The sequence below is a fragment of the Amycolatopsis keratiniphila genome (genome assembly GCF_000400635.2).
Classification (GTDB): Bacteria; Actinomycetota; Actinomycetes; order Mycobacteriales; family Pseudonocardiaceae; genus Amycolatopsis; species Amycolatopsis keratiniphila.
On record NC_021252.1, the window covers coordinates 7,367,396 to 7,386,592 of the forward strand.

18 protein-coding genes and 1 tRNA gene are annotated in these 19,197 nt (G+C 68.8%); 5 read left to right on the forward strand and 14 right to left on the reverse strand.

The features are described from left to right. Nucleotides 1–1,728: a hypothetical protein gene (locus AORI_RS73910; RefSeq protein WP_016336867.1), complete on the reverse strand. Its 1,728-nt coding sequence runs from the start codon at nucleotides 1,726–1,728 to the stop codon at nucleotides 1–3. Between the two features lie 143 nt (nucleotides 1,729–1,871). On the opposite strand from AORI_RS73910, the gene AORI_RS73915 reads away from it, so the two are divergent. Beyond that, complete coding sequence (locus AORI_RS73915; RefSeq protein ID WP_016336868.1) at nucleotides 1,872–2,609, forward strand: hypothetical protein; 738 nt, start codon at nucleotides 1,872–1,874, stop codon at nucleotides 2,607–2,609. A gap of 10 nt (nucleotides 2,610–2,619) precedes the next feature. On the opposite strand, the gene prfA is transcribed toward AORI_RS73915, so the two are convergent. Together prfA and rpmE are read right to left on the reverse strand one after the other, a co-directional pair. After that, a complete protein-coding gene (gene prfA, locus AORI_RS73920) occupies nucleotides 2,620–3,690 on the reverse strand; it encodes a peptide chain release factor 1 (protein ID WP_016336869.1) in 1,071 nt (356 codons plus the stop codon). Between the two features lie 81 nt (nucleotides 3,691–3,771). Continuing rightward, entirely contained in the window at nucleotides 3,772–3,999 is a 228-nt protein-coding gene (gene rpmE, locus AORI_RS73925) for a 50S ribosomal protein L31 (protein ID WP_007028345.1), read from the reverse strand. A 222-nt stretch (nucleotides 4,000–4,221) separates the two neighbouring features. Here rpmE and AORI_RS73930 point away from each other — a divergent pair, with 222 nt between their 5' ends. Beyond that, nucleotides 4,222–4,758 (forward strand): hypothetical protein, encoded by a 537-nt coding sequence (locus AORI_RS73930; RefSeq protein WP_016336870.1) that lies wholly within the window; start codon nucleotides 4,222–4,224, stop codon nucleotides 4,756–4,758. A gap of 232 nt (nucleotides 4,759–4,990) precedes the next feature. On the opposite strand, the gene AORI_RS73935 is transcribed toward AORI_RS73930, so the two are convergent. From AORI_RS73935 to argS, 7 genes are all read right to left on the reverse strand, one after another. Continuing rightward, nucleotides 4,991–5,548, reverse strand: a complete 558-nt coding sequence (locus tag AORI_RS73935; RefSeq protein ID WP_016336871.1) for an AAA family ATPase — start codon at nucleotides 5,546–5,548, stop codon at nucleotides 4,991–4,993. An 81-nt stretch (nucleotides 5,549–5,629) separates the two neighbouring features. Next, a complete protein-coding gene (gene rho, locus AORI_RS73940) occupies nucleotides 5,630–7,585 on the reverse strand; it encodes a transcription termination factor Rho (RefSeq protein ID WP_016336872.1) in 1,956 nt (651 codons plus the stop codon). Nucleotides 7,586–8,004: 419 nt separating this feature from the next. Next, entirely contained in the window at nucleotides 8,005–8,886 is an 882-nt protein-coding gene (thrB, locus tag AORI_RS73945) for a homoserine kinase (protein ID WP_016336873.1), read from the reverse strand. After that, nucleotides 8,883–9,944 carry a threonine synthase gene (thrC, locus tag AORI_RS73950; RefSeq protein ID WP_016336874.1) on the reverse strand — a complete coding sequence of 354 codons (1,062 nt, stop codon included), beginning with the start codon at nucleotides 9,942–9,944 and terminating at the stop codon, nucleotides 8,883–8,885. The genes thrB and thrC overlap by 4 nt, the downstream gene beginning before the upstream one ends. Continuing rightward, on the reverse strand, nucleotides 9,941–11,251 hold the full coding sequence (locus tag AORI_RS73955; RefSeq protein ID WP_043848355.1) for a homoserine dehydrogenase: 1,311 nt from the start codon (nucleotides 11,249–11,251) through the stop codon (nucleotides 9,941–9,943). Before AORI_RS73955 ends, thrC begins: the two co-directional genes overlap by 4 nt. Before the next feature lie 3 nt (nucleotides 11,252–11,254). After that, nucleotides 11,255–12,688: a diaminopimelate decarboxylase gene (lysA, locus tag AORI_RS73960; RefSeq protein WP_016336876.1), complete on the reverse strand. Its 1,434-nt coding sequence runs from the start codon at nucleotides 12,686–12,688 to the stop codon at nucleotides 11,255–11,257. 6 nt (nucleotides 12,689–12,694) lie between these two features. Further along, a complete protein-coding gene (argS, locus tag AORI_RS73965) occupies nucleotides 12,695–14,350 on the reverse strand; it encodes an arginine--tRNA ligase (RefSeq protein ID WP_016336877.1) in 1,656 nt (551 codons plus the stop codon). 203 nt (nucleotides 14,351–14,553) lie between these two features. On the opposite strand from argS, the gene AORI_RS73970 reads away from it, so the two are divergent. Together AORI_RS73970 and AORI_RS73975 are read left to right on the forward strand one after the other, a co-directional pair. Further along, nucleotides 14,554–15,345, forward strand: a complete 792-nt coding sequence (locus AORI_RS73970; RefSeq protein ID WP_016336878.1) for a DUF3105 domain-containing protein — start codon at nucleotides 14,554–14,556, stop codon at nucleotides 15,343–15,345. An 8-nt stretch (nucleotides 15,346–15,353) separates the two neighbouring features. Further along, the gene (locus tag AORI_RS73975; RefSeq protein WP_016336879.1) at nucleotides 15,354–16,052 is read left to right on the forward strand and encodes a DUF305 domain-containing protein; all 699 of its coding nucleotides are present in this window, start codon (nucleotides 15,354–15,356) and stop codon (nucleotides 16,050–16,052) included. 32 nt (nucleotides 16,053–16,084) lie between these two features. Here AORI_RS73975 and AORI_RS73980 read toward each other — a convergent pair whose 3' ends face one another. Further along, on the reverse strand, nucleotides 16,085–17,002 hold the full coding sequence (locus tag AORI_RS73980; RefSeq protein ID WP_016336880.1) for a cation diffusion facilitator family transporter: 918 nt from the start codon (nucleotides 17,000–17,002) through the stop codon (nucleotides 16,085–16,087). Nucleotides 17,003–17,153: 151 nt separating this feature from the next. Next, nucleotides 17,154–18,281 carry an epoxide hydrolase family protein gene (locus tag AORI_RS73985; protein ID WP_420806993.1) on the reverse strand — a complete coding sequence of 376 codons (1,128 nt, stop codon included), beginning with the start codon at nucleotides 18,279–18,281 and terminating at the stop codon, nucleotides 17,154–17,156. Between the two features lie 184 nt (nucleotides 18,282–18,465). Between AORI_RS73985 and AORI_RS73990 the strand changes: the two genes are divergently transcribed. Next, nucleotides 18,466–18,538, forward strand: a tRNA-Arg gene (locus AORI_RS73990). A gap of 166 nt (nucleotides 18,539–18,704) precedes the next feature. Here the strand turns inward: AORI_RS73990 and AORI_RS84075 are convergent. Both AORI_RS84075 and AORI_RS74000 read right to left on the reverse strand, forming a co-directional pair. Next, nucleotides 18,705–18,899, reverse strand: a complete 195-nt coding sequence (locus AORI_RS84075) for an ankyrin repeat domain-containing protein (protein ID WP_016336882.1) — start codon at nucleotides 18,897–18,899, stop codon at nucleotides 18,705–18,707. Between the two features lie 5 nt (nucleotides 18,900–18,904). Further along, the gene (locus AORI_RS74000) at nucleotides 18,905–19,186 is read right to left on the reverse strand and encodes a hypothetical protein (RefSeq protein ID WP_016336883.1); all 282 of its coding nucleotides are present in this window, start codon (nucleotides 19,184–19,186) and stop codon (nucleotides 18,905–18,907) included. Nucleotides 19,187–19,197: the final 11 nt, after the last annotated feature.

Genomic DNA, 19,197 nt, shown 5'->3' on the forward strand with positions numbered 1-19,197 from the left:
TCAGCGCGCCGGTTCCCAGAAGCCGGCGAAGCTGCCGCACGCGACCCTCGCGCCCGTGAGCTCGTCCTGGATCCGCTTTTCCACGCCGCCGTACGCGATCGTCCGCGCGTCCGGGCCGACGGCTTCGGGGACCGGCGCGCCCGCGGTCAGCGAAACGGCCCTGACCGTCTGGAAGAGCACGAGGTAATCCCCTTCGCGGGCAAGGTTTTCCGCCGCCTCGACCATCCTTTCCGGACTGTCGCCGGTCAGTTCCATCGGCAACGGCCAGTCGAGCGGGAACGGGTTGCGGACCCCGAACACCGGGGCGACGAACGGATTGTCCGGCAGAATCGCGACCTTCGACGCCGGATAGCGGTCAAGGCAGCCCCGGATCTGGGCGACGTAGGTGTACACGCTGGGATTCGTGCGGACGCCGCGCAGTGCCGGGGCGATCTCCCCGAGGTCCTTCGTGAGTTCGCCCTGCGGCCGGTCCGCGTACGGCGCCTTGTCGTGCGCGGACATCAGCAACAGCCCGGCGAGCACGAACGCGACCGCGGCGAAGACACCACCCGCGGACTCGGACGGACGCGGCGGCGGCACCGCTTCCAGCACTCCCAGTGCGAAGATCCCGGCCAGCAGCCCGGGAAGCGGGTAGCCCCAGGACAAGCTGGCCATCCAGCCGAGCGCGGCGATCGCCAGGTACCGCCAGGGCAACCGTCTTCGGACGACGGCGTCGAGCAAGGCGGCCGCCAGGAAGAGCCACAGCAGCGTGACCGGCCAGCCGCCCGCGTGCTCGAAGCCGCCGTCGGCCACGACGAACACCACGACCGCCACGACGCACAAGCCCGTCGCGCCCCGGAGCCATCGGCCCGGCTCGCCGAACCGGTCGCGGGCCGACCACGCCACGGCGAGCACGCCCACTCCGAGCAGCACCGGGAAGAAGTACGTCCGCGGATCCGCCCGGCCCGCGAATTCCGCCGTCCAGAACCGGAAAAGGCCTTCACCCCACGTCTGGGTGCCGCTGGAGAGCTGCGCGATCGCCGACCGCAGGCCACCGGCGACGGTGACCATGCCGAAGTACAGCAACGGTGCCGCGCCGAGCACGAGGACGTCACCGAGCAGGCGCGGCAGTCTTCTCGGCCGCGCGGCCGGGTGGAACAGCAGGATCAGCACCCCGATCGGGGCCGCGAACAGGAAACTCTGCTTGACGATCGCCGCGAACCCGAGGCAGAACAGGCCGGACAGACGCCGCCACCGCGAGCCCGAACGCAGCCCGCTGTCGAGCAGCCACCAGCCGACCGCGACCAGGAAGACACCGTCGACGGTGTGCCAGGCCATCACCGGATACGTGTTCAAGCTGATCAGCACGGCGGTGAAGACCAGCCCGAGCCGCAGCGGGCCCCAGTCCAGCGGCGAGGTCCCGGTCAGGAACGCGACGAGGGCGACCGTGGCGACGGTCAGCTGCACCATCATCACGAAACCGGAGCCGATCATCAGCGGTGCGGGGACGAGATGATCGACCAGATGCAGGTAGGCCGAACCGAACGGCCGCGGCCCGAGGAAGTCGACCTGCGGGATCTCGCCGTGCAGGACGCGCCACACCTGCGCGAGCACGAAGCCCTGGTCGGTCGGGTTGAACCCGAACCGGCCGATCCTCGCGACGACGGCCGCGCTCAGCAGTCCCGTTCCGGCGACGAGAACGAGGGCTCGCGGAACACGTTTCCGGGCCGCCGGAAACGATCTTTCCATTCGTGTTCTCCCGGGAGGGCTTCCCTTATCGACCAGGGAACGTAGCGGAAGCGGGGAATCGACGACAGGCCCGATCGGACGCCACTCACCGCCACCCGTAGGCTGAACGAACCTGTACGCGCCGAAGGGCTCAAGAAACAGTCATGGATCTCCGGGAAACGACGGTCGTCACGCGAATATCGGCGAATATCGAAACCGAGGATTTCGCCGCGGCCGCCATGCTGGGCGAACGTCTCATCGGCGAGTTCGAGGCCACCGAGCTGGAGATCTGCCGGGCGGATCCGGAAGGCGGCTGGACGGGATACCTGGTCTCCGTCGGCTATCGCACGCCGCCCGCCGACGGCGAAGATCCCGCCGAAACACTGCATCGTGCCGCGGTACCCGCGCTTTTCCACTTCGGTCTGAATGCGGAATTCTTCGAAATCCACGGCACGCCGGAGACCGGGCAATACGGTAGCTACGATGCCTACGACGTCCCGGCGGACGGATTCACGCTTTATTCGCTGATGGCGTCCGTCGGCGGTACGGATCCCCGCGAGCCCGCGTACGTCACCAGGCACGATTTCACCCCGCGCGCGGAAACCGATGTCATTTCGCGGGTGCATCTCTACGTCCCCACCGGTGACCTGCGGCTGGCCGTGGACCTGTGCGGCCGCCCCGCGACCGACCTTTCGGCGTCGCTGGTCCGGATCAGCACGGACGCGGGCCCCTGCGAAGCGGTGCTGCTGTCGGCTTTTCCCGCTCTCGCCGGGGAAAGCGGCGACGAGGCGCTCAGCCGGGTGACGCGCGAGGTGACCGACAGGCTTTCGCATGTGAGCATGTCCGTGCGGGCGATCCACACCGCGCTGGAGGACGATCCGTTCTCCACCGAGCCGGGTTAGGCAGCGCGGATCAGCCGGCGTGGGCGGCCAGCCGCTCCTCGCGGTCCGCGGTGATGAGAGCGTCCAGCACTCCGTCGAGGTCGCCGTCGAGGACCTGGTCCAGGTTGTACGCCTTGTAGTTCACCCGGTGGTCGGCGATGCGGTTCTCGGCGAAGTTGTACGTGCGGACCCGCTCGGAGCGGTCGACGGTGCGGACCTGCGAACGGCGCGCGTCCGACGCCTTCGCGGCGGCCTCCTCCTCGGCAATCGCCTGGAGGCGGGCCTGGAGCACCTGCAGGGCGCGGGCGCGGTTCTGGATCTGCGACTTCTCGTTCTGGCACGAGACGACCACGCCGGTGGGGATATGCGTGATCCGCACGGCCGAGTCGGTCGTGTTCACGCTCTGGCCGCCGGGGCCGGACGAACGGTAGACGTCGATCCGCAGGTCGTTGGGGTCGATCTCGACCTCGACGTCCTCGGGTTCGGGGTAGATGAGCACGCCCGAGGCGGAGGTGTGGATGCGGCCCTGCGATTCGGTGGCGGGCACGCGCTGCACGCGGTGCACCCCGCCCTCGAACTTCAGCCGCGCCCAGACGCCGTCGGCCTCGGCCGAACGGCTCTTGATGGACACGGTGACGTCCTTGAAGCCGCCGAGATCCGAGTCGACCGAGTCGAGCACCTCGGCCTTCCAGCCGTGACGCTCGGCGTAGCGCAGGTACATGCGCAGCAGGTCGCCGGCGAACAGCGCCGACTCCTCACCGCCTTCACCCGATTTGATCTCCATGACCACGTCGGAGCCGTCGTACGGGTCGCGCGGCAGGAGCAGCTCGGTGAGCTTGGCCTCGAGCACAGGGATCTTGGCGGAGATCTCCTCGGCCTCGGCCGCGAAGGCGGCGTCTTCCGCGGCCAGCTCCTTCGCCGTCTCGAGGTCTTCGCGGGCGGTGTCGAGCTCGCGGACCGTCTTGACGACGGGGCTCAGCTCCGCGTACCGGCGGCCGAGCTTGCGGGCACGCGCCTGGTCGGCGTGCACGGACGGGTCGGCCAGCTGCTCTTCCAGCTGGGCGTGCTCTTCGAGCAGACCCTTCAGCGAACTCGAATCCACCACTCCACCTCTCAACGGACCCGGACAGAACCATGAAAAACGGCGCCCACCCGGACATGCGGGTAGGCGCCGTCGTTCAAGCTACTTGGCGTCTTCGGCCTTCTTGCGCTTGCCGTAGCGAGCCTCGAAGCGCGCGACGCGGCCGCCGGTGTCCATGAGCTTCTGCTTGCCGGTGTAGAACGGGTGGCAGTTCGAGCAGATCTCGACGTGGAGGTTGCCGGAGGTCTTGGTGCTGCGCGTGGTGAATTCGTTGCCACAGTCACAGTTCACGTGCGTGACGACGTACTCGGGGTGAATACCGCTTTTCATGGTGTCCTCTCTCGTTGGCTCCGGGTCCCCGAGCGGGGTGAACCGGCGCCGGACTTCAGCGGATGATTTTGCCAGATGTGCTGGCAGTGGCGTCAACGCACCCCTCCCCCGGCATATTCCAGCACGTTGAGTTATCAACTATCGACGGTGAGTTGTACGAAATTTGTACTTGATCACGGGACTGTCCTCCTGTTGGTGATTCCTCAACAGGAGGTACTGATCATGCGCAGCATCCTCGCCAAGGTGGCGAAGCCGGCGTCCGTCGCCGCGCTGGCCATCGCGGCCCTCGCCGTGGCCCCGGCCGCCGGGGCGGCCCCTGAAACGGGCGCCACCATCACCGCCGCCGACATCAACCCGGCCGCGGGAACGTTCACCACCCTGTCCGACGGTGACCTGGCCATCCAGGGCGCCGGTGACGGCACGCCCGCCGGCGCCGTCCAGTGGTTCAAGAACCACATGGGCTCCACCGCGTACCAGGGCCTCTGCGAGAAGGCCGTCGAGAACGCGTACGGGACGACCGGCGTCTGGGCCTCGGCCAACGCGCACTGGAACGGCGCGAGCCCGAAGCACACGACCGGGACGCCGCCGAAGGGCTCCTTCGTGTACTGGAACATCAGCCAGTGGGGTCACGTCGGTATCGCCGACGGCTCCGGCGGGATCTACGCCTCCAGCATCGGCGGCAAGATCGGCCACGCGTCGAGCGTGCACTACTTCAACAACTACCGCGGCTGGACCCCTGCGGCGGTTCCGCACCGCTGAGCTCCTCCGCTCACGTGAGCTAAGCGCCCCGACAGCGCGTGAAGGCCCCCTTCCCTCGACTCAGCCGAGGGAAGGGGGCCTTCACGCGCTACAGGGGGTGCTGCGAGCCGCAGGTGATCAGAGACGTAACTCGCGTGATCGGGAACGCATCTCGCGTGATCGGACGGCGAACACGGTGAACGCCGTCTGATCACGCGAGTTACGTCTCTGATCACGCGTGATCGCCGCCTGATCACGAGTGATCGCCCTTCTCACCCCGATTACCACTCGCGAGCGCCAGCCAGCGTTCGGTTGCGCGCGGCGAGGTCAGCCGCACCACCGGCACCCCGGGGTCAGCGACCCAGCCGCGGATCGTGCGCCGTTTACGCGCGAACGAGCGGAAATGCCACACGATGATCGAATCGCCGGAGATCATGCCCCGCAGCGTTTCGACGTTGCCGTTGCAGATCCGGCGACGGGTGACGCAGCGCACCACGGTCCGGCGCACCAGACGGCTCAGCGAAACCCAGCGCGGATAGTCCAGCGCCACGATCAGTTCGGCGCGGGGCAACGCGATGTCGCGCCATTTGGCGAACATCCCGTCGATGATCCAGCGCTCCTCGGCGACCAGGAGAGCGACCCGACGCCGCTGTTCCTCGTCCGGAACGGGGACCCAGCCCGGCTGCCAAGCGAGATCGTCGTCGACCGAATGACACGGCAGCCCGGTCCGCTCGGCGAGCTTCCGAGCCAGCGTCGACTTACCCGAACCGGTGACCCCGTACACGACGATCCGTCCCGGCACCGAAGCCATGCTTCCCCCATCAGACGCAGCGAAGGGGCCCTTCACCGCATCGGATGCGGTGAAGGGCCCCTTCGGTTCAGCTACGGAAACTCAGTCGTCGTCGTTCGAGCCGAGGGCCGTCTTCGAGACCTGCATGAGGAACTCGATGTTGGTCTTCGTCTTGCGCAGACGCGAGATCAGCAGGTCGATGGCCTGCTGCGAGTCCAGCGCGTGCAGCACCCGGTGCAGCTTGTGGGTGACCGCGAGCTCGTCGGGCGAAAGCAGCAGGTCTTCCTTGCGGGTACCGGACGGGTTGATGTCCACCGCGGGGAACACGCGCCGCTCGGCGATCTTCCGGTCGAGCTTGAGGTCCGCGTTCGCGGTGCCCTTGAACTCTTCGAAGATGACCGTGTCACCGGTGGAACCGGTCTCGACCATCGTCGTGGCGAAGATCGTCAGCGAGCCGCCGTTCTCGATGTTGCGCGCCGCGCCGAGGAAACGCTTCGGCGGGAACAGCGCCGTCGAGTCGACACCACCGGAGAGGATCCGGCCGGACGCCGGGGCCGCCAGGTTGTACGCACGGCCCAGACGGGTGATCGAGTCGAGCAGCACGACGACGTCGTGGCCCATCTCGACCAGGCGCTTCGCCCGCTCGATGGCCAGCTCCGCGACCGAGGTGTGGTCGGACGGCGGGCGGTCGAAGGTCGAGGCGATGACCTCACCCTTCACCGACCGCTGCATGTCGGTGACCTCTTCGGGACGCTCGTCCACGAGCACGACCATCAGGTGGCACTCGGGGTTGTTCGTCGAGATCGCGTTCGCGATGTCCTGCATGATCGTCGTCTTGCCGGCCTTCGGCGGCGAAACGATCAGCGCACGCTGCCCCTTGCCGACCGGCATCACCAGGTCGATGACGCGGGTGGTGAGCTTGTGCGGCTCGGTCTCGAGGCGCAGCCGCTCGTTCGGGTACAGCGGGGTCAGCTTGGTGAACTCGGGACGGCGCTTGGACTCGTCCGGCTCCAGGCCGTTGATCGAGTCGACGCGCACCAGCGGGTTGAACTTCTGCCGCTGCTGCTCGCCGTCACGCGGCTGGCGCACGACACCGGTGATGGCGTCACCGCGGCGCAGGCCGTACTTGCGGACCAGCGAAAGCGAGACGTACACGTCGTTCGGCCCGGCGAGGTAGCCCGAGGTGCGGACGAACGCGTAGTTGTCGAGCACGTCCAGGATGCCCGCGACGGGCAGCAGGACGTCGTCCTCGCGGATCTCGGTGTCGGGCGAGCCGCCCTGTTCGCGGCCACCGCCGGAACCCCGGCGGCGACGGTCGCGGAAGCGACGGCCGCGACGGCCGCCTTCCTCGTCGTCGTCACCCTGCGGGCCCTGGCCCTGGCGCTGGCTGTTGTCCTGGCCGCCGCCCTGCTGGTTGCGCTGGCGGTTGTCCTGGCCACGGCCGTCGCGGTTGCCCTGGCGGTTGCCGCCCTGGTCACCACGGTCGCCCCGCTCGTTGCGGTCACCCCGGTCGCCGCGCTCACGCTGCTGGCCGCCCTGCTCGGGCGAACCCGCGGCGCGGTTGGAGCCGCGGCGACGACGGCTGCGGCCGCCCTCTTCCTGCTGCGGCTGGCCGTCCTGCGGCGCCCCGTTGTCCTGCTGCGCGGGCCGCTCGGCGGCGGGCGCGGAGCCGTTCTCCGAAACCTTCTCGGCCTTCTCCGCACGAGGAGCCTCGGCCGGAGCGGCTTCCGCCTTCGGGGCCTCCTGCTTCGGGGCCTCGGTCTTGGGCGCTTCGGCCTTCTGGGCCTTGCGCGGTGCGTCGATCCCCTCGAGCGGAAGCGTTTCGCTCGCCGCGGCGGGGGTCTTGCGCTTGGTCTTGCCCTGGCGCTCGCGGATGGCCGCGATCAGATCGCCCTTGCGCATGCCCGTCGTCTCGCCGATGCCAAGGTCCCCAGCGATCGAGCGCAGTTCGGCGACGGTCTTGCCGGTCAATCCGCCGACCGTGCGCTTGGGAGCGACGACGCCGTTCGACTCGGCGGCGCCACCTTCGACGTCGCTCAAAAGATCGGTGTTGCTCACAAATGTCCTTCCTGACCGATCCACGCCTCCAGGTGGATCAGCGGACCGCCGCTCGCGTCCGATTGCGAAACGGCGTAATTGGCCCCCGATACGGGCGATCAGCTCCTCGGCCGTGTTGAACACAGCTAGAAGGCCTCCAGCACAGGGATTTGCGTCCTCCAAACGGAGGAAGCGGAATTCGGCACCGCCGGAACCGGGAACCCGCCTGCGTCCATCCGCTACTCCCCGCTTGCCAGGCGGTGTACGGAACTGGCGGATCAACGAAGGATGCGGGCCAAGGATGACACTGGTCACCTGGACCGGCACCGGGTGCGGAAACGCACGGTGATCGAACGCCCCCGAGGGTAGACCGCGCCACGGTCCGGTGCAACAACCACCCCCCGCGTGGCGGGATGGGGCTCCGGCATGTGACCGAGGCTTTACTGAGCCGCAACCTGAACGCCGCCCGGATCGATCGGCAGCTCGGTGACGTCGAAAGACGTAACGTCGACGCCCGCCGGGAGTATTCCCCCGGTGGTCAGCGCGAGCACCGTCGGACCGGCCCCGGAGATGGCCGCGGCCACCCCTTCGGCCCGCAGCGCGCGCACCAATTCGCTGCTCGCCGGGTACGCGGACGCCCGGTAATGCTGATGGAGCCGATCTTCGGTCGCGGAGAGCAACAGGTCCGGACGCGCGGTCAGCGCGTGCACCGCGAGCGCCGCGCGACCGGCCGTGAACGCCGCGTCGGCGTGCGGGACCCGGTCGGGAAGCAGCCCGCGGGTGGCGTCGGTCGAGGACCGCAGCGCCGGGACGGCGACCACGGGCCGGATGTCGTGATGCGGCTGGAGCCGTTCGGCGCGGAACCGCTCGCCCTCGTTCCACGCCACCACGAAGCCGCCCAGCAGGCTCGCCGCGGCGTTGTCCGCGTGTCCTTCGAACCCGGCTGCCAACTGCAGGGCGTCGTCGTCCAGGGGCTTCTCAGCCAGCGCGTACGCCGCCGCGACGCCGGTCACCACGGCGGACGCGGACGAGCCGAGGCCGCGAGCGTGCGGGATGGCGTTGAAACACCTCAGGTGCAGGCCGGGCGGCCGGAGGCCGAGGTGCTCGCAACCGCGCCGGAAGGCCCGCACGACCAGGTGCGATTCGTCCGTCGGGACGTCGTCCACGCCGCCCGCGCCGACGTCGGTCACCTCGATCTTGAGCCCCGCGTCGGTGATCTGGAGTTCGACGCGGTCGTACAGCGCGAGCGCCAGGCCGAGCGCGTCGAACCCCGGGCCGAGGTTCGCCGAAGACGCCGGGACCTTGATCTTGAGCAGCGTCATCGCAGGTCCAGCGCGGCGGCGACGGCGGTCGGGTCGACGGCGAGCGGCTCGACCTCGACGTTGCCCTCCAGCGCCGTGGCCGGGTCCTTCAGACCGTGTCCCGTGACGGTGCACACAACGGTCGAGCCCTTGGGCAGACGGCCGTCGGCGGCCGTGGCGAGCAGGCCGGCGACGCTGGTCGCCGAGGCGGGCTCCACGAACACGCCTTCCTTGCGGGCCAGCAGCCGGTACGCCTCGAGGATCTTCTCGTCGGTGATCGCGTCGAACAGCCCGGCGGACGCGTTCTTCGCCTTCATCGCGCCGTCCCAGGACGCGGGGCTGCCGATGCGGATCGCGGTCGCGATGGTGTCCGGATCGGCCACCGGTTCGCCGTGCACGAGAGGCGCGGCACCGGCCGCCTGGAAGCCGAACATCCGCGGGGTGTTCTTCACCACACCGTCGCCCGCGTACTCGGAATACCCGGCCCAGTAGGCGGTGATGTTGCCCGCGTTGCCGACCGGCAGGCAGTGGATGTCCGGTGCCCGGCCGAGCACGTCGCAGATCTCGAACGCGGCCGACTTCTGGCCGGCGATGCGCACCGGGTTGACCGAGTTGACCAGGGTCACCGGGTAGTCGATCGCGGTTTTCTGCGCGAGTTCGAGGCAGTCGTCGAAGTTGCCGTCCACCTGCAGGATCCGCGCGCCGTGCAGGACGGCCTGGGCGAGTTTGCCCATCGCGATCTTGCCCTGCGGGACGAGCACCGCGCAGGTGAGCCCGGCGCGGGCCGCGTACGCCGCGGCCGACGCCGACGTGTTGCCGGTGGAGGCGCAGATGACCGCCTTGAGCCCGCTGGCGAGCGCGTGTGTGATGGCCACGGTCATCCCGCGGTCCTTGAACGACCCGGTCGGGTTCGCGCCTTCGACCTTGAGGTGGACCTCGCAGCCGGTCAGTTCCGAGAGGTGCGGGGCGGGCAGCAGCGGCGTGTTGCCTTCGCCGAGCGTGATCACCTTCGCACCGGAGGGGACCGGGATCCGGTCCGGATAAGCCTGGATGATCCCCGGCCACGGTTGGGAAATCACTGGTCTTCGCCTTCCACACGCATCACACTGACGACCTGGTTCACCACATCGAGTTCGGCAATGTCGTCCACAGTGGACCGCAATGCCGCGTCCGGCGCCAGGTGGGTGACCACGACCAGGCTGGCCGTGTCGTTCGCGTCGCGCTGACGCACGGCGGCGATGCTGACACCGTGCCCGGCGAACGCCTGGGCCACCTGGGCGAGGACGCCCGCTCGATCGGCCACGTCGAGACTGACGTGGTACCGCGTCGGCGTCTGGCCCATCGGCCTGACCGGGAGCGCGGCGTGCGCGGATTCGCGCGGGCCACGGCCGCCGACGACCCGGTTTCGAGCCACCGCGACGAGGTCGCCGAGCACGGCACTCGCGGTCGGCGCGCCACCGGCGCCCTGACCGTAGAACATGAGCTCACCGGCGGCGTCGGCCTCGACGTAGACGGCGTTGTACGCGCCGCCCACCCCGGCGAGCTGGTGACCGCGCGGGATCATCACCGGATGCACGCGCGCCGAAACGGATTCGGTGCCGTCGTCGGCGGTGACGCGCTCGCAGATGGCGAGCAGTTTCACCGTGCGGCCCAGCACGTTCGCCGCGGCGAGATCCGACGCGGTGACGTCGGCGATGCCCTCGCGGTGCACGTCGGACGCGGTCACCCGGGTGTGGAACGCGAGCGAGGCGAGGATCGCGGCCTTGGACGCCGCGTCGTAGCCGTCGACGTCGGCCGTCGGGTCCGCCTCCGCGTAGCCGAGCCTGCTGGCCTCTTCCAGCGTTTCCGCGTAGCCGGCGCCGGTGGAGTCCATCGCGGACAGGATGTAGTTGGTGGTGCCGTTGACGATGCCCATCACGCGGGTGATGCGGTCACCGGCCAGCGATTCGCGCAGCGGGCGCAGCAGCGGGATCGCCCCGGCCACGGCCGCCTCGAAGTACAGATCGGCGCCCGCGGCGTCGGCGGCCTCGAACAGCTCCGCGGAATGCTCGGCCAGCAGCGCTTTGTTCGCCGTGACAACGGATTTCCCGGCTTTGAGCGCGTCGAGCAGCCACTGCCGCACCGGCTCGATACCGCCGACCAGTTCGACGACGACGTCGACGTCCGGGGAGGTCACGAGCTTCGTCACGTCGGAGGTCACCAGCTCCGGCGGCAGCTCGGGGTGCTTGTCGGGGCGCCGCACCGCGATACCCGCCAGCTCCACCCTGGCGCCCGCCCTGGCGGCCAGCTCCTCGGCCTGCTCGGTGAGCAGCCGGACCACTTCGCCACCGACCGTCCCGCAGCCCAGCAGGGCGACCTTGATCACGCGTCCGTCCACAGTAGACACTTGCTAGACCTCCAGGCGCAGCATGTCGTCCGTCGTCTCCCGCCGCAGCAGCACGCGGGCGCTGCCGTTGCGCACGGCCACCACCGCGGGCCGCGGCTGCCGGTTGTACCCGCTGGCCATCGAGTAGCAGTACGCCCCGGTGGCCGCCACGGCGAGCAGGTCGCCGGGAGCAAGGGTGTCGGGGAGCCAGCAGTCACGGACGACGATGTCGCCGGACTCACAGTGTTTTCCCACGACCCGGGACAGCGCGGCGCTCGCCTGGCCGTCCCCGTCGTCGTCGGCCGACCGGGATACGAGACGGCAGTCGTACACCGCGTCGTAGAGGGCGGTGCGGATGTTGTCGCTCATGCCGCCGTCGACGCTGACGTAGCGCCGGGCGGCCTTGTCGCCGAGCGAGACGTCCTTGATGGTGCCGACCTCGTACAACGTGATCGTGCCGGGACCGGCGATGGCGCGGCCGGGCTCGCCGGCGATCTTCGGCACCGGAAGGCCCGCGTACTCGCATTCCTTGCGGACGATCTCGCGGATCTGCGTGATCATCTGCGCGGGCGGCGGCGGGTTGTCCTTGTCGGTGTAGGCGATACCGAAACCACCGCCGAGGTCGACGATCGACAGCTGGTCGAGCAGATCGGAACCGTGCTCCTTGGCGAGTTCGGCCAGCAGGCCGACCACGCGGCGGGCCGCGACCTCGAAACCGTCGGCGTCGAAGATCTGCGAACCGATGTGGCTGTGCAGGCCGATCAGCTTGAGCGACGGCGCGTTGAGCACGCGACGCACGGCCTCGGCGGCGTCACCGGAAGCCAGCGAGAAACCGAACTTCTGGTCCTCGTGCGCGGTCGCGATGAACTCGTGCGTGTGCGCCTCGACGCCGACGGTCACCCGGATGAGGACGTTCTGCACGACGTCGTGCCGGGCGGCGACGTCGGCCAGCCGCGCGATCTCGTAGTAGGAGTCGACGACGACCGTGCCGACCCCCGCTTCGACGGCGGCTTCCAGCTCGGACAGCGACTTGTTGTTGCCGTGGAAGGTGATCCGCTCCGCCGGGAAGTTCGCGCGCTGCGCGACGGCGAGTTCGCCACCGCTGCAGACGTCCAGGCTCAGCCCCTGCTCGGCCACCCAGCGGGCGATCTCGATGGACAGGAACGCCTTGGACGCGTAGTGCACGAGCGCCGGGTCGTCGAACGCCTCGGCGTAGTCGGCACACCGGGACTTGAAGTCAGCCTCGTCGACGACGAACAGCGGCGTGCCGTATTTCTCGGCGAGTTCGCGGACGTCGACACCCGCGATGCGGACGACGCCGTCACCGCCGCGGAAAGTGTTGCGGGGCCAGACTTTCGGGTACAGCCTGTCGAGTTCCTCGGGACTCGACGGCGGGAAACCGGAGGCGTCGGCGTGGGGGTAGACGTCGGCGTGGCGGGGGCCCGCGGGGTGAGCCATTCTGGGTTACATCCGTTCCGGAGCAGAGACACCGAGCACGTTGAGGCCGTTCGCCAGCACCTGGCGGGCGGCCTGGCACAGCGCGAGCCGGGCGAACGTGAGGGGGGTGGCCTCCTCGTCGCCCTGGGGGAGAACACGGCCGACCGTGTAGAACTTGTGGTACGCGCCGGCGAGTTCTTCGAGGTACCGGGCGACGCGGTGCGGTTCGCGCAGCTGTGCGGCCCGGCGGAGGACGGTCGGGAATTCGCCGATCGTGCGGATCAGATCGCCCTCGGCGGGCAGCGTAAGCAGTCCGAAGTCGACGGCGCCATCGGATTTCAGCCCGAGGTCGGCGGCGTTGCGCTGCAACGAGGCCAGCCGGGCGTGGGCGTACTGGACGTAGTACACCGGGTTGTCGTTGGAGTGCTTGCGAAGCAGGTCGAGGTCGATGTCCAAAGTGGAATCGACCGAGTAGCGGATCAGCTCGTAGCGGGCCGCGTCCACACCGACGGTGCCGACGAGGTCCTCCATGGTGATCACGGTGCCGGCGCGCTTGCTCATCCGGACCGGTTTGCCCTCGGAGACCAGGTTGACCATCTGGCCGATCAGCACCTCGACGACGGCCGGGTCGTCACCGAAGGCGGCCGCCGCGGCCTTGAGCCGGGCGATGTAGCCGTGGTGGTCCGCGCCCAGCATGTAGATGCAGAGGTCGAAACCGCGCTTCCGCTTGTCCTGGAAGTAGGCGAGGTCACCGGCGATGTAGGCCGGGTTGCCGTCCTTCTTGATGACGACGCGGTCCTTGTCGTCGCCGTGCTCTTTGGACTTGAGCCACCAGGCGCCGTCCTCGAAGTACAGGTTCCCGGAGTCCTTCAGCTGCTGGACCGAGGACGCCACGGCGCCGGACTCGTGCAGCGAGTTCTCGTGGAAGTAGACGTCGAAATCGGTGCCGAACTCGTGGAGGCTCTGCTTGATCTCGGTGAACATCAGCCCGATGCCGACCCGGCGGAAGGTCTCGGCCCGCTCGTCGTCGGGCAGCGAGAGCGCGCTCGGCTCCTGGCGGATGACCTCGGCGGCGATGTCGTTGATGTAGCCGCCCGCGTAGCCGTCCTCGGGGGCGGGCTCGCCCTTGGCGGCGGCGATCAGGGAACGCACGAAGCGGTCGATCTGCGCGCCGTGGTCGTTGAAGTAGTACTCCCGGGTGACCAGGCCGCCCTGCGCGGACAGCACGCGGCCCAGCGCGTCGCCCACCGCGGCCCAGCGGGTGCCGCCGAGGTGGATCGGGCCGGTCGGGTTCGCCGAAACGAACTCGAGGTTGATCTTGACGCCCGCCAGCGCGTCGCCGAGGCCGTACTTCTCGCCGGCGTCGAGCACCTGCTGGACGATCTGGCCCTGCGCGTCGGCGGCGAGCCGCAGGTTGAGGAAGCCCGGCCCGGCGACCTCGGCCGAGTCGATGCCGTCGGTGGCCGAGAGCGCCTCGGCCAGCGCGTCGGCGAAGTCGCGGGGCTTCATGCCCGCCTTCTTGGCCACCTGCAGCGCCAGGTTGGTCGCGTAATCGCCGTGCTCGGGATTGCGGGGACGCTCGATCGTCACCTTCTCCGGCAGCACGGAATCGTCGAGGCCGCGCGCGGTGAGAACCTGCACGGCGGAGTTACGGACCAGGTCGGCGAGAGCTGCGGGAGTCACTCGCGGAATTCTAGGTGTGACCTGGTCCGGGCTTCGCAGCGACCGCCGGAAGGTGTGAGCCAAGCCGGTGATCTTCGAACTGTTCACGGTGATCAGACGCGCGGTCTCTACACTGGCCCGCGCAGGGACCACCCCCTTCGGAGAACGCAGGAGCCATGGCTAACGGGACAACCAGAAAAAAGGGCGCGTCGTCGAAGAACGCCATGAAGGCCGCCCGTAGTTCCGTCGTGTCCAAGAAGGGCACGCCCTGGGGCACGATCATCGCCGTCGTCGCGATCGTCGTCCTGGCTGCCTCGGTGGTCACCTATTACATGGTCGCTTCGGCGCCCAAGCGCGATCAGAAGTCCCGCGAGGAGGCCGCGGCCGCCTTCGCGCCCTCGCAGCAGGACCCGGACCCCTCCAAGCGGATCGCCGGCGTGACCACGGCCACGTACGAGGGCTCCGTGCACGTCAGCGCCGCCGAGCGCGTCGCCTACGACAAGACTCCGCCCTTCGGCGGCCCGCACGACCAGGCCTGGGCCGCGTGCAACGGCGTCGTCTACGAGAAGGCCGTCCGCAACGAGAACATGGTCCACGGTCTCGAGCACGGCGCGGTCTGGATCGCCTACAACCCGGCGCAGATCACCGGCGAGGCGCTGGACCTGCTGAAGGTGCGTGTCGAGGGCAAGCCGTACATGGTGATGTCGCCGTACCCGAACCTGGACAAGCCGATCTCGTTGCAGTCGTGGGGGCACCAGCTGAAGCTGGACTCCGCCTCCGACGAGCGGATCGACCAGTTCGTCGCCGCGCTGCGCACCAACCCGTTCGGCGCGTACCCCGAGCGTGACGCCACCTGCGACGCGCAGATCGAGCCGGGCGACTTCGACCCGACCCCGCCGGGGCCGGACGCGAAGCCGATGGACTACAAGGGCAGCGCGGGCACACAGCCGGACCAGCCCGGCGCCGGCCAGCCGTCCGCGCCCGCGACCCAGCCCTCGGCGCCCGCGAGCAAGTAGTGAGCCAAGTGGACCCCGATCTCCAGGAAGACGTGTCACGGTCGGCCAAGAGCCGATGGCTGGTGATCGGGGCCGCCCTGGTCGTCATGCTGATCCTCGGCTTCGGCCTCGGCGCGCTGACGACCAGGCTGATCGACTCCGAGCCGGAGCAGAAGACCCCGGGCACGGGCTCGGTCGAGGTCGGCTTCGCGCAGGACATGTCGGTGCACCATCTCCAGGCCGTCACCATGGCGGGCTGGGCGCGGGACCACACGACCGATCCGGCGATCAAGACCCTCGCGTTCGACATCGAGCGCACGCAGACCGGGCAGGTCGGCCGGATGAAGGGCTGGCTCGGCCTGTGGGGCCAGCCCGAGCAGGCGACCGGCGCCTACATGACCTGGATGACCGAGCCGATGTCCGGCCACGGCGGGCACGGTGGCGGCGACATGAAGCCGTCGAACGGCGCACCGATGCCGGGGATGGCGACGTCGGCCGAACTGGCCAAGCTGCGGTCGCTGACCGGCAAGGAGATGGACGTCTTCTTTCTTCAGCTGATGCTGCGGCACCACGAAGGCGGGACGGCGATGGCCCAGTACGGCCACGATCACACGTCGATCGCGGACGTGAAGTCGCTGACCCAGAGCATGCTCGTCTCGCAGGGCGCCGAGATCACCCTGATGAAGGGAATGCTCCAAGAGCGCGGCGCCGCGCCCCTCCCCGCCTGACGCATTTCGTCCTCTGAATGCGCGGAGGGGGTCTACCAGGAGAGTTCCTGGCAGCGTTTCGCGCACTGGGGCACTTCTATCTGCAGGGTCGCGTGCTCGATGGAGTAGCGGTTCGCCAGGAGGTTCTGCGCCTCGGTGAGCACCTCGGCCTGCTCGACGGTCGGCGCGATGGTGAGGTGCGCCGAAGCGACCTCCATCCCCGAAGTCAGCGTCCAGACGTGCAGGTCGTGGACGTCCTCGACGCCCTTCAGTCCGCCGAGTTCGGCCTGGATCCCGGCGACGTCGACCCCCTTGGGCGCGTGCTGGAAGAGGATCCGCAGCGCACGCCGGGCGAGGGCGTAGGTGCGGGGCAGGACGAACAGGCCGATCGCGACACCGATGATCGGGTCGGCGTAGCGCCAGCCGGTCAGCAGCGTGATCGCGCCGCTCAGCAGCACACCGACGGAGCCGATCAGGTCGGCGAGGACTTCGAGGTACGCGCCCCGGACGTTGATGCTCTCCTCCGCGCCCTTGCGCAGGATCATGAAGGAGGCGATGTTCGCGACGAGGCCCGCGGCCGCGGCCAGCAGGACGGGCAGGCCGGGCACGGCGGGCGGGTCGCTGATCCGGCCGATGGCCTCGACCAGGACGTAGCCCGCGACGCCGAACAACAGGATGGCGTTGCCCAGGGCCGCGAGCACTTCGGCGCGATAGAAGCCGAAGGTGCGGGTCAGCGTCGGGCCACTCCGCCGGGCGAGCAGGATCGCCGCCAGCGCCATGCCGACACCGAGGACGTCGGTGAACATGTGCGCGGCGTCGGAGATCAGCGCGAGCGAGCCGGTGGCGAACCCGACGACGAACTCCATGACCATGAAGCCGGCGCCGATGACCAGCGCGATCGTCAGGCTCTTGAGGTAGCGGCCTGACGCGCTCGACGGCGCGGCCGTCCCATGCCCGTGCCCGTGACCCATTGCTCCGCCTCTCGTGAAGTCGACAGGCCGAATATATTGTCACATGCGCATATGTGCAATACAGGTGAGCCTAAGTTCACCATGTCTTAAGCCACACAAGGAAGCCATCCCCCAGGAGGGCCTTCCCGAAACCTGGAACCGCCACGCACCGCTACCGAAGCGACCGGAGGAACCCCCGCAACTGGCCGACGAAGGCCTCGGGTTGCTCGAACGCGGCGAAATGCCCGCCCTTGTCCAGCACCTCGTACCAGCGAAGATCGGTGTAGCGCAGCTCCGCCCAGCGCCGGGACGGCCGGATGATCTCGCGCGGGAAGATGGAGATACCCGAAGGAACTTCAACGGCCGAGACGTCGCGCTCCTTGCTCTCCCAGTAGATCCGCGCCGACGAGGCCGCCGTGCCGGTGAACCAGTAGACGGAGATCGCGTCGAGCATTTGCCGCCAGGACAGCGCGCTCTCCAGCGTGCCGTCGTTGTCGGTCCACTCCCAGAACTTCTCGGCGATCCACACGGCCTGCCCCACCGGCGAGTCGGTGAGCCCGTAGCCGACCGTCTGCGGACGCGTGGCCTGCTGCTGCGCGTACGCGGACCCGACGGCGCGGAACCGCGCGAGGTCACCGATCGCCGCCTTCTCCTCCGCCGTCGGCTCGCCCAGCACGGACTCGTCGTACGGGACGCCCGCCATGTTCACGTGGACGCCGATCAGCCGCTCCGGGACGATCTTGGCGAGCATGTTCGCCACGCCAGAGCCCCAGTCGCCGCCCTGCGCGACGTAACGCTCGTACCCGAGCCGCCCCATCAGCTCGTCCCAGGCCCGGGCGATGCGCTCGACGTTCCAGCCCGTCGACGACGGTTTGCCGCTCCAGCCGAACCCCGGCAGCGACGGCGCCACGACGTGGACCGCGTCCGCGGGATCGCCCCCGTGCGCGGCGGGGTCGGTCAGCGGCCCGAGCACGTCGAGGAACTCCACGACCGACCCCGGCCAGCCGTGCGTGAGCACGAGCGGCGTCGCGTCCGGCTCCGGCGAGCGAACGTGCAGGAAGTGGATCCCGAGACCGTCCACAGTGGTCTTGAAGCCCGGGAAAGCGTTGACCCGGGCGGCCAGCCCGAAGTCGTAGTCCTCGGCCCAGTACCGGCACAACTCCCGCGCGAACTCCAGCGGGACACCCTGATCCCAGTCGTCGACAGTGGCCGGCTCGGGCCAGCGCGTCGCGCGCAGCCGGGTGCGCAGGTCTTCGATGTCGGATTCGGGGATCCTCACCTCGAACGGTTCGATCACCAGGTCCTCCCAGTTCGTCGGTGTCACCAACGCTACGCATTTCGGCCGCCCACCGGCTCACTCTTGCGAAAGACCTGGTCAGCGGGGTCCCTGGTCGCCTCGGCGAGCATCACGCCGGTTAACGACCACCACTCGCGAGAGCCCCCGGGGACATGCGCTAAGCTTTCAACGTCGCCCAGGCGGCAACGCCCTCGTAGCTCAGGGGATAGAGCACTGCCCTCCGGAGGCAGGTGTCGCAGGTTCGAATCCTGCCGAGGGCACACAGTTGGACGGCGTTTTCAGCGCTCCGTCATTCACGACATCTCATCAGGGCCTGGACGCCCATGCCTCGAAGAGGGCCGAAGCCAGCCAATGACGGCTTACGAAGGCTATGTGCTCAGCGCTGACGCCACAACCACCATCGGAACGACGCTTCGGGTCCGCTCCTCACGCCAGCAAGTAAGCCGTGACGTCCACGTGCAGCGGCTCGCCCGTCTGCGTATGACTGTCGATCTCGACGTCGATGGCATGGTGCAGCAACGTGAGCCCGTCATGCTCTTCGTGGATGTCGGCGCCGCCGTCGAGGAGCTCACGAAGCAGCGGAAGGTCGCACATCTCGACCGCCCGGTGAGCAGGGCTCATATCGTTCACACCCAGTGTCCTGGAACGGACTCGATACTTTTTATCGAGTCCAGCAAAGAGACAAGCTCGGCATTGGCCGCCAGGCAGAAATCCTGGTCGGAGGCGGCCAGATCCGGCAAAACGTTGACATAGGTCGGATCAGCCTTCGCGTAGGCGTCACGAACCTTGCACAGGAAAACCCTTCCACACATTCGGAAATACCTCTGCGAACGGCTCAAGATAGCGATCATCGGCGGGCCGCCCCCGTGAACAGAGAGAGCCTCGGCCACTTCTCTCGCCTCGATCACGACGCGTACCC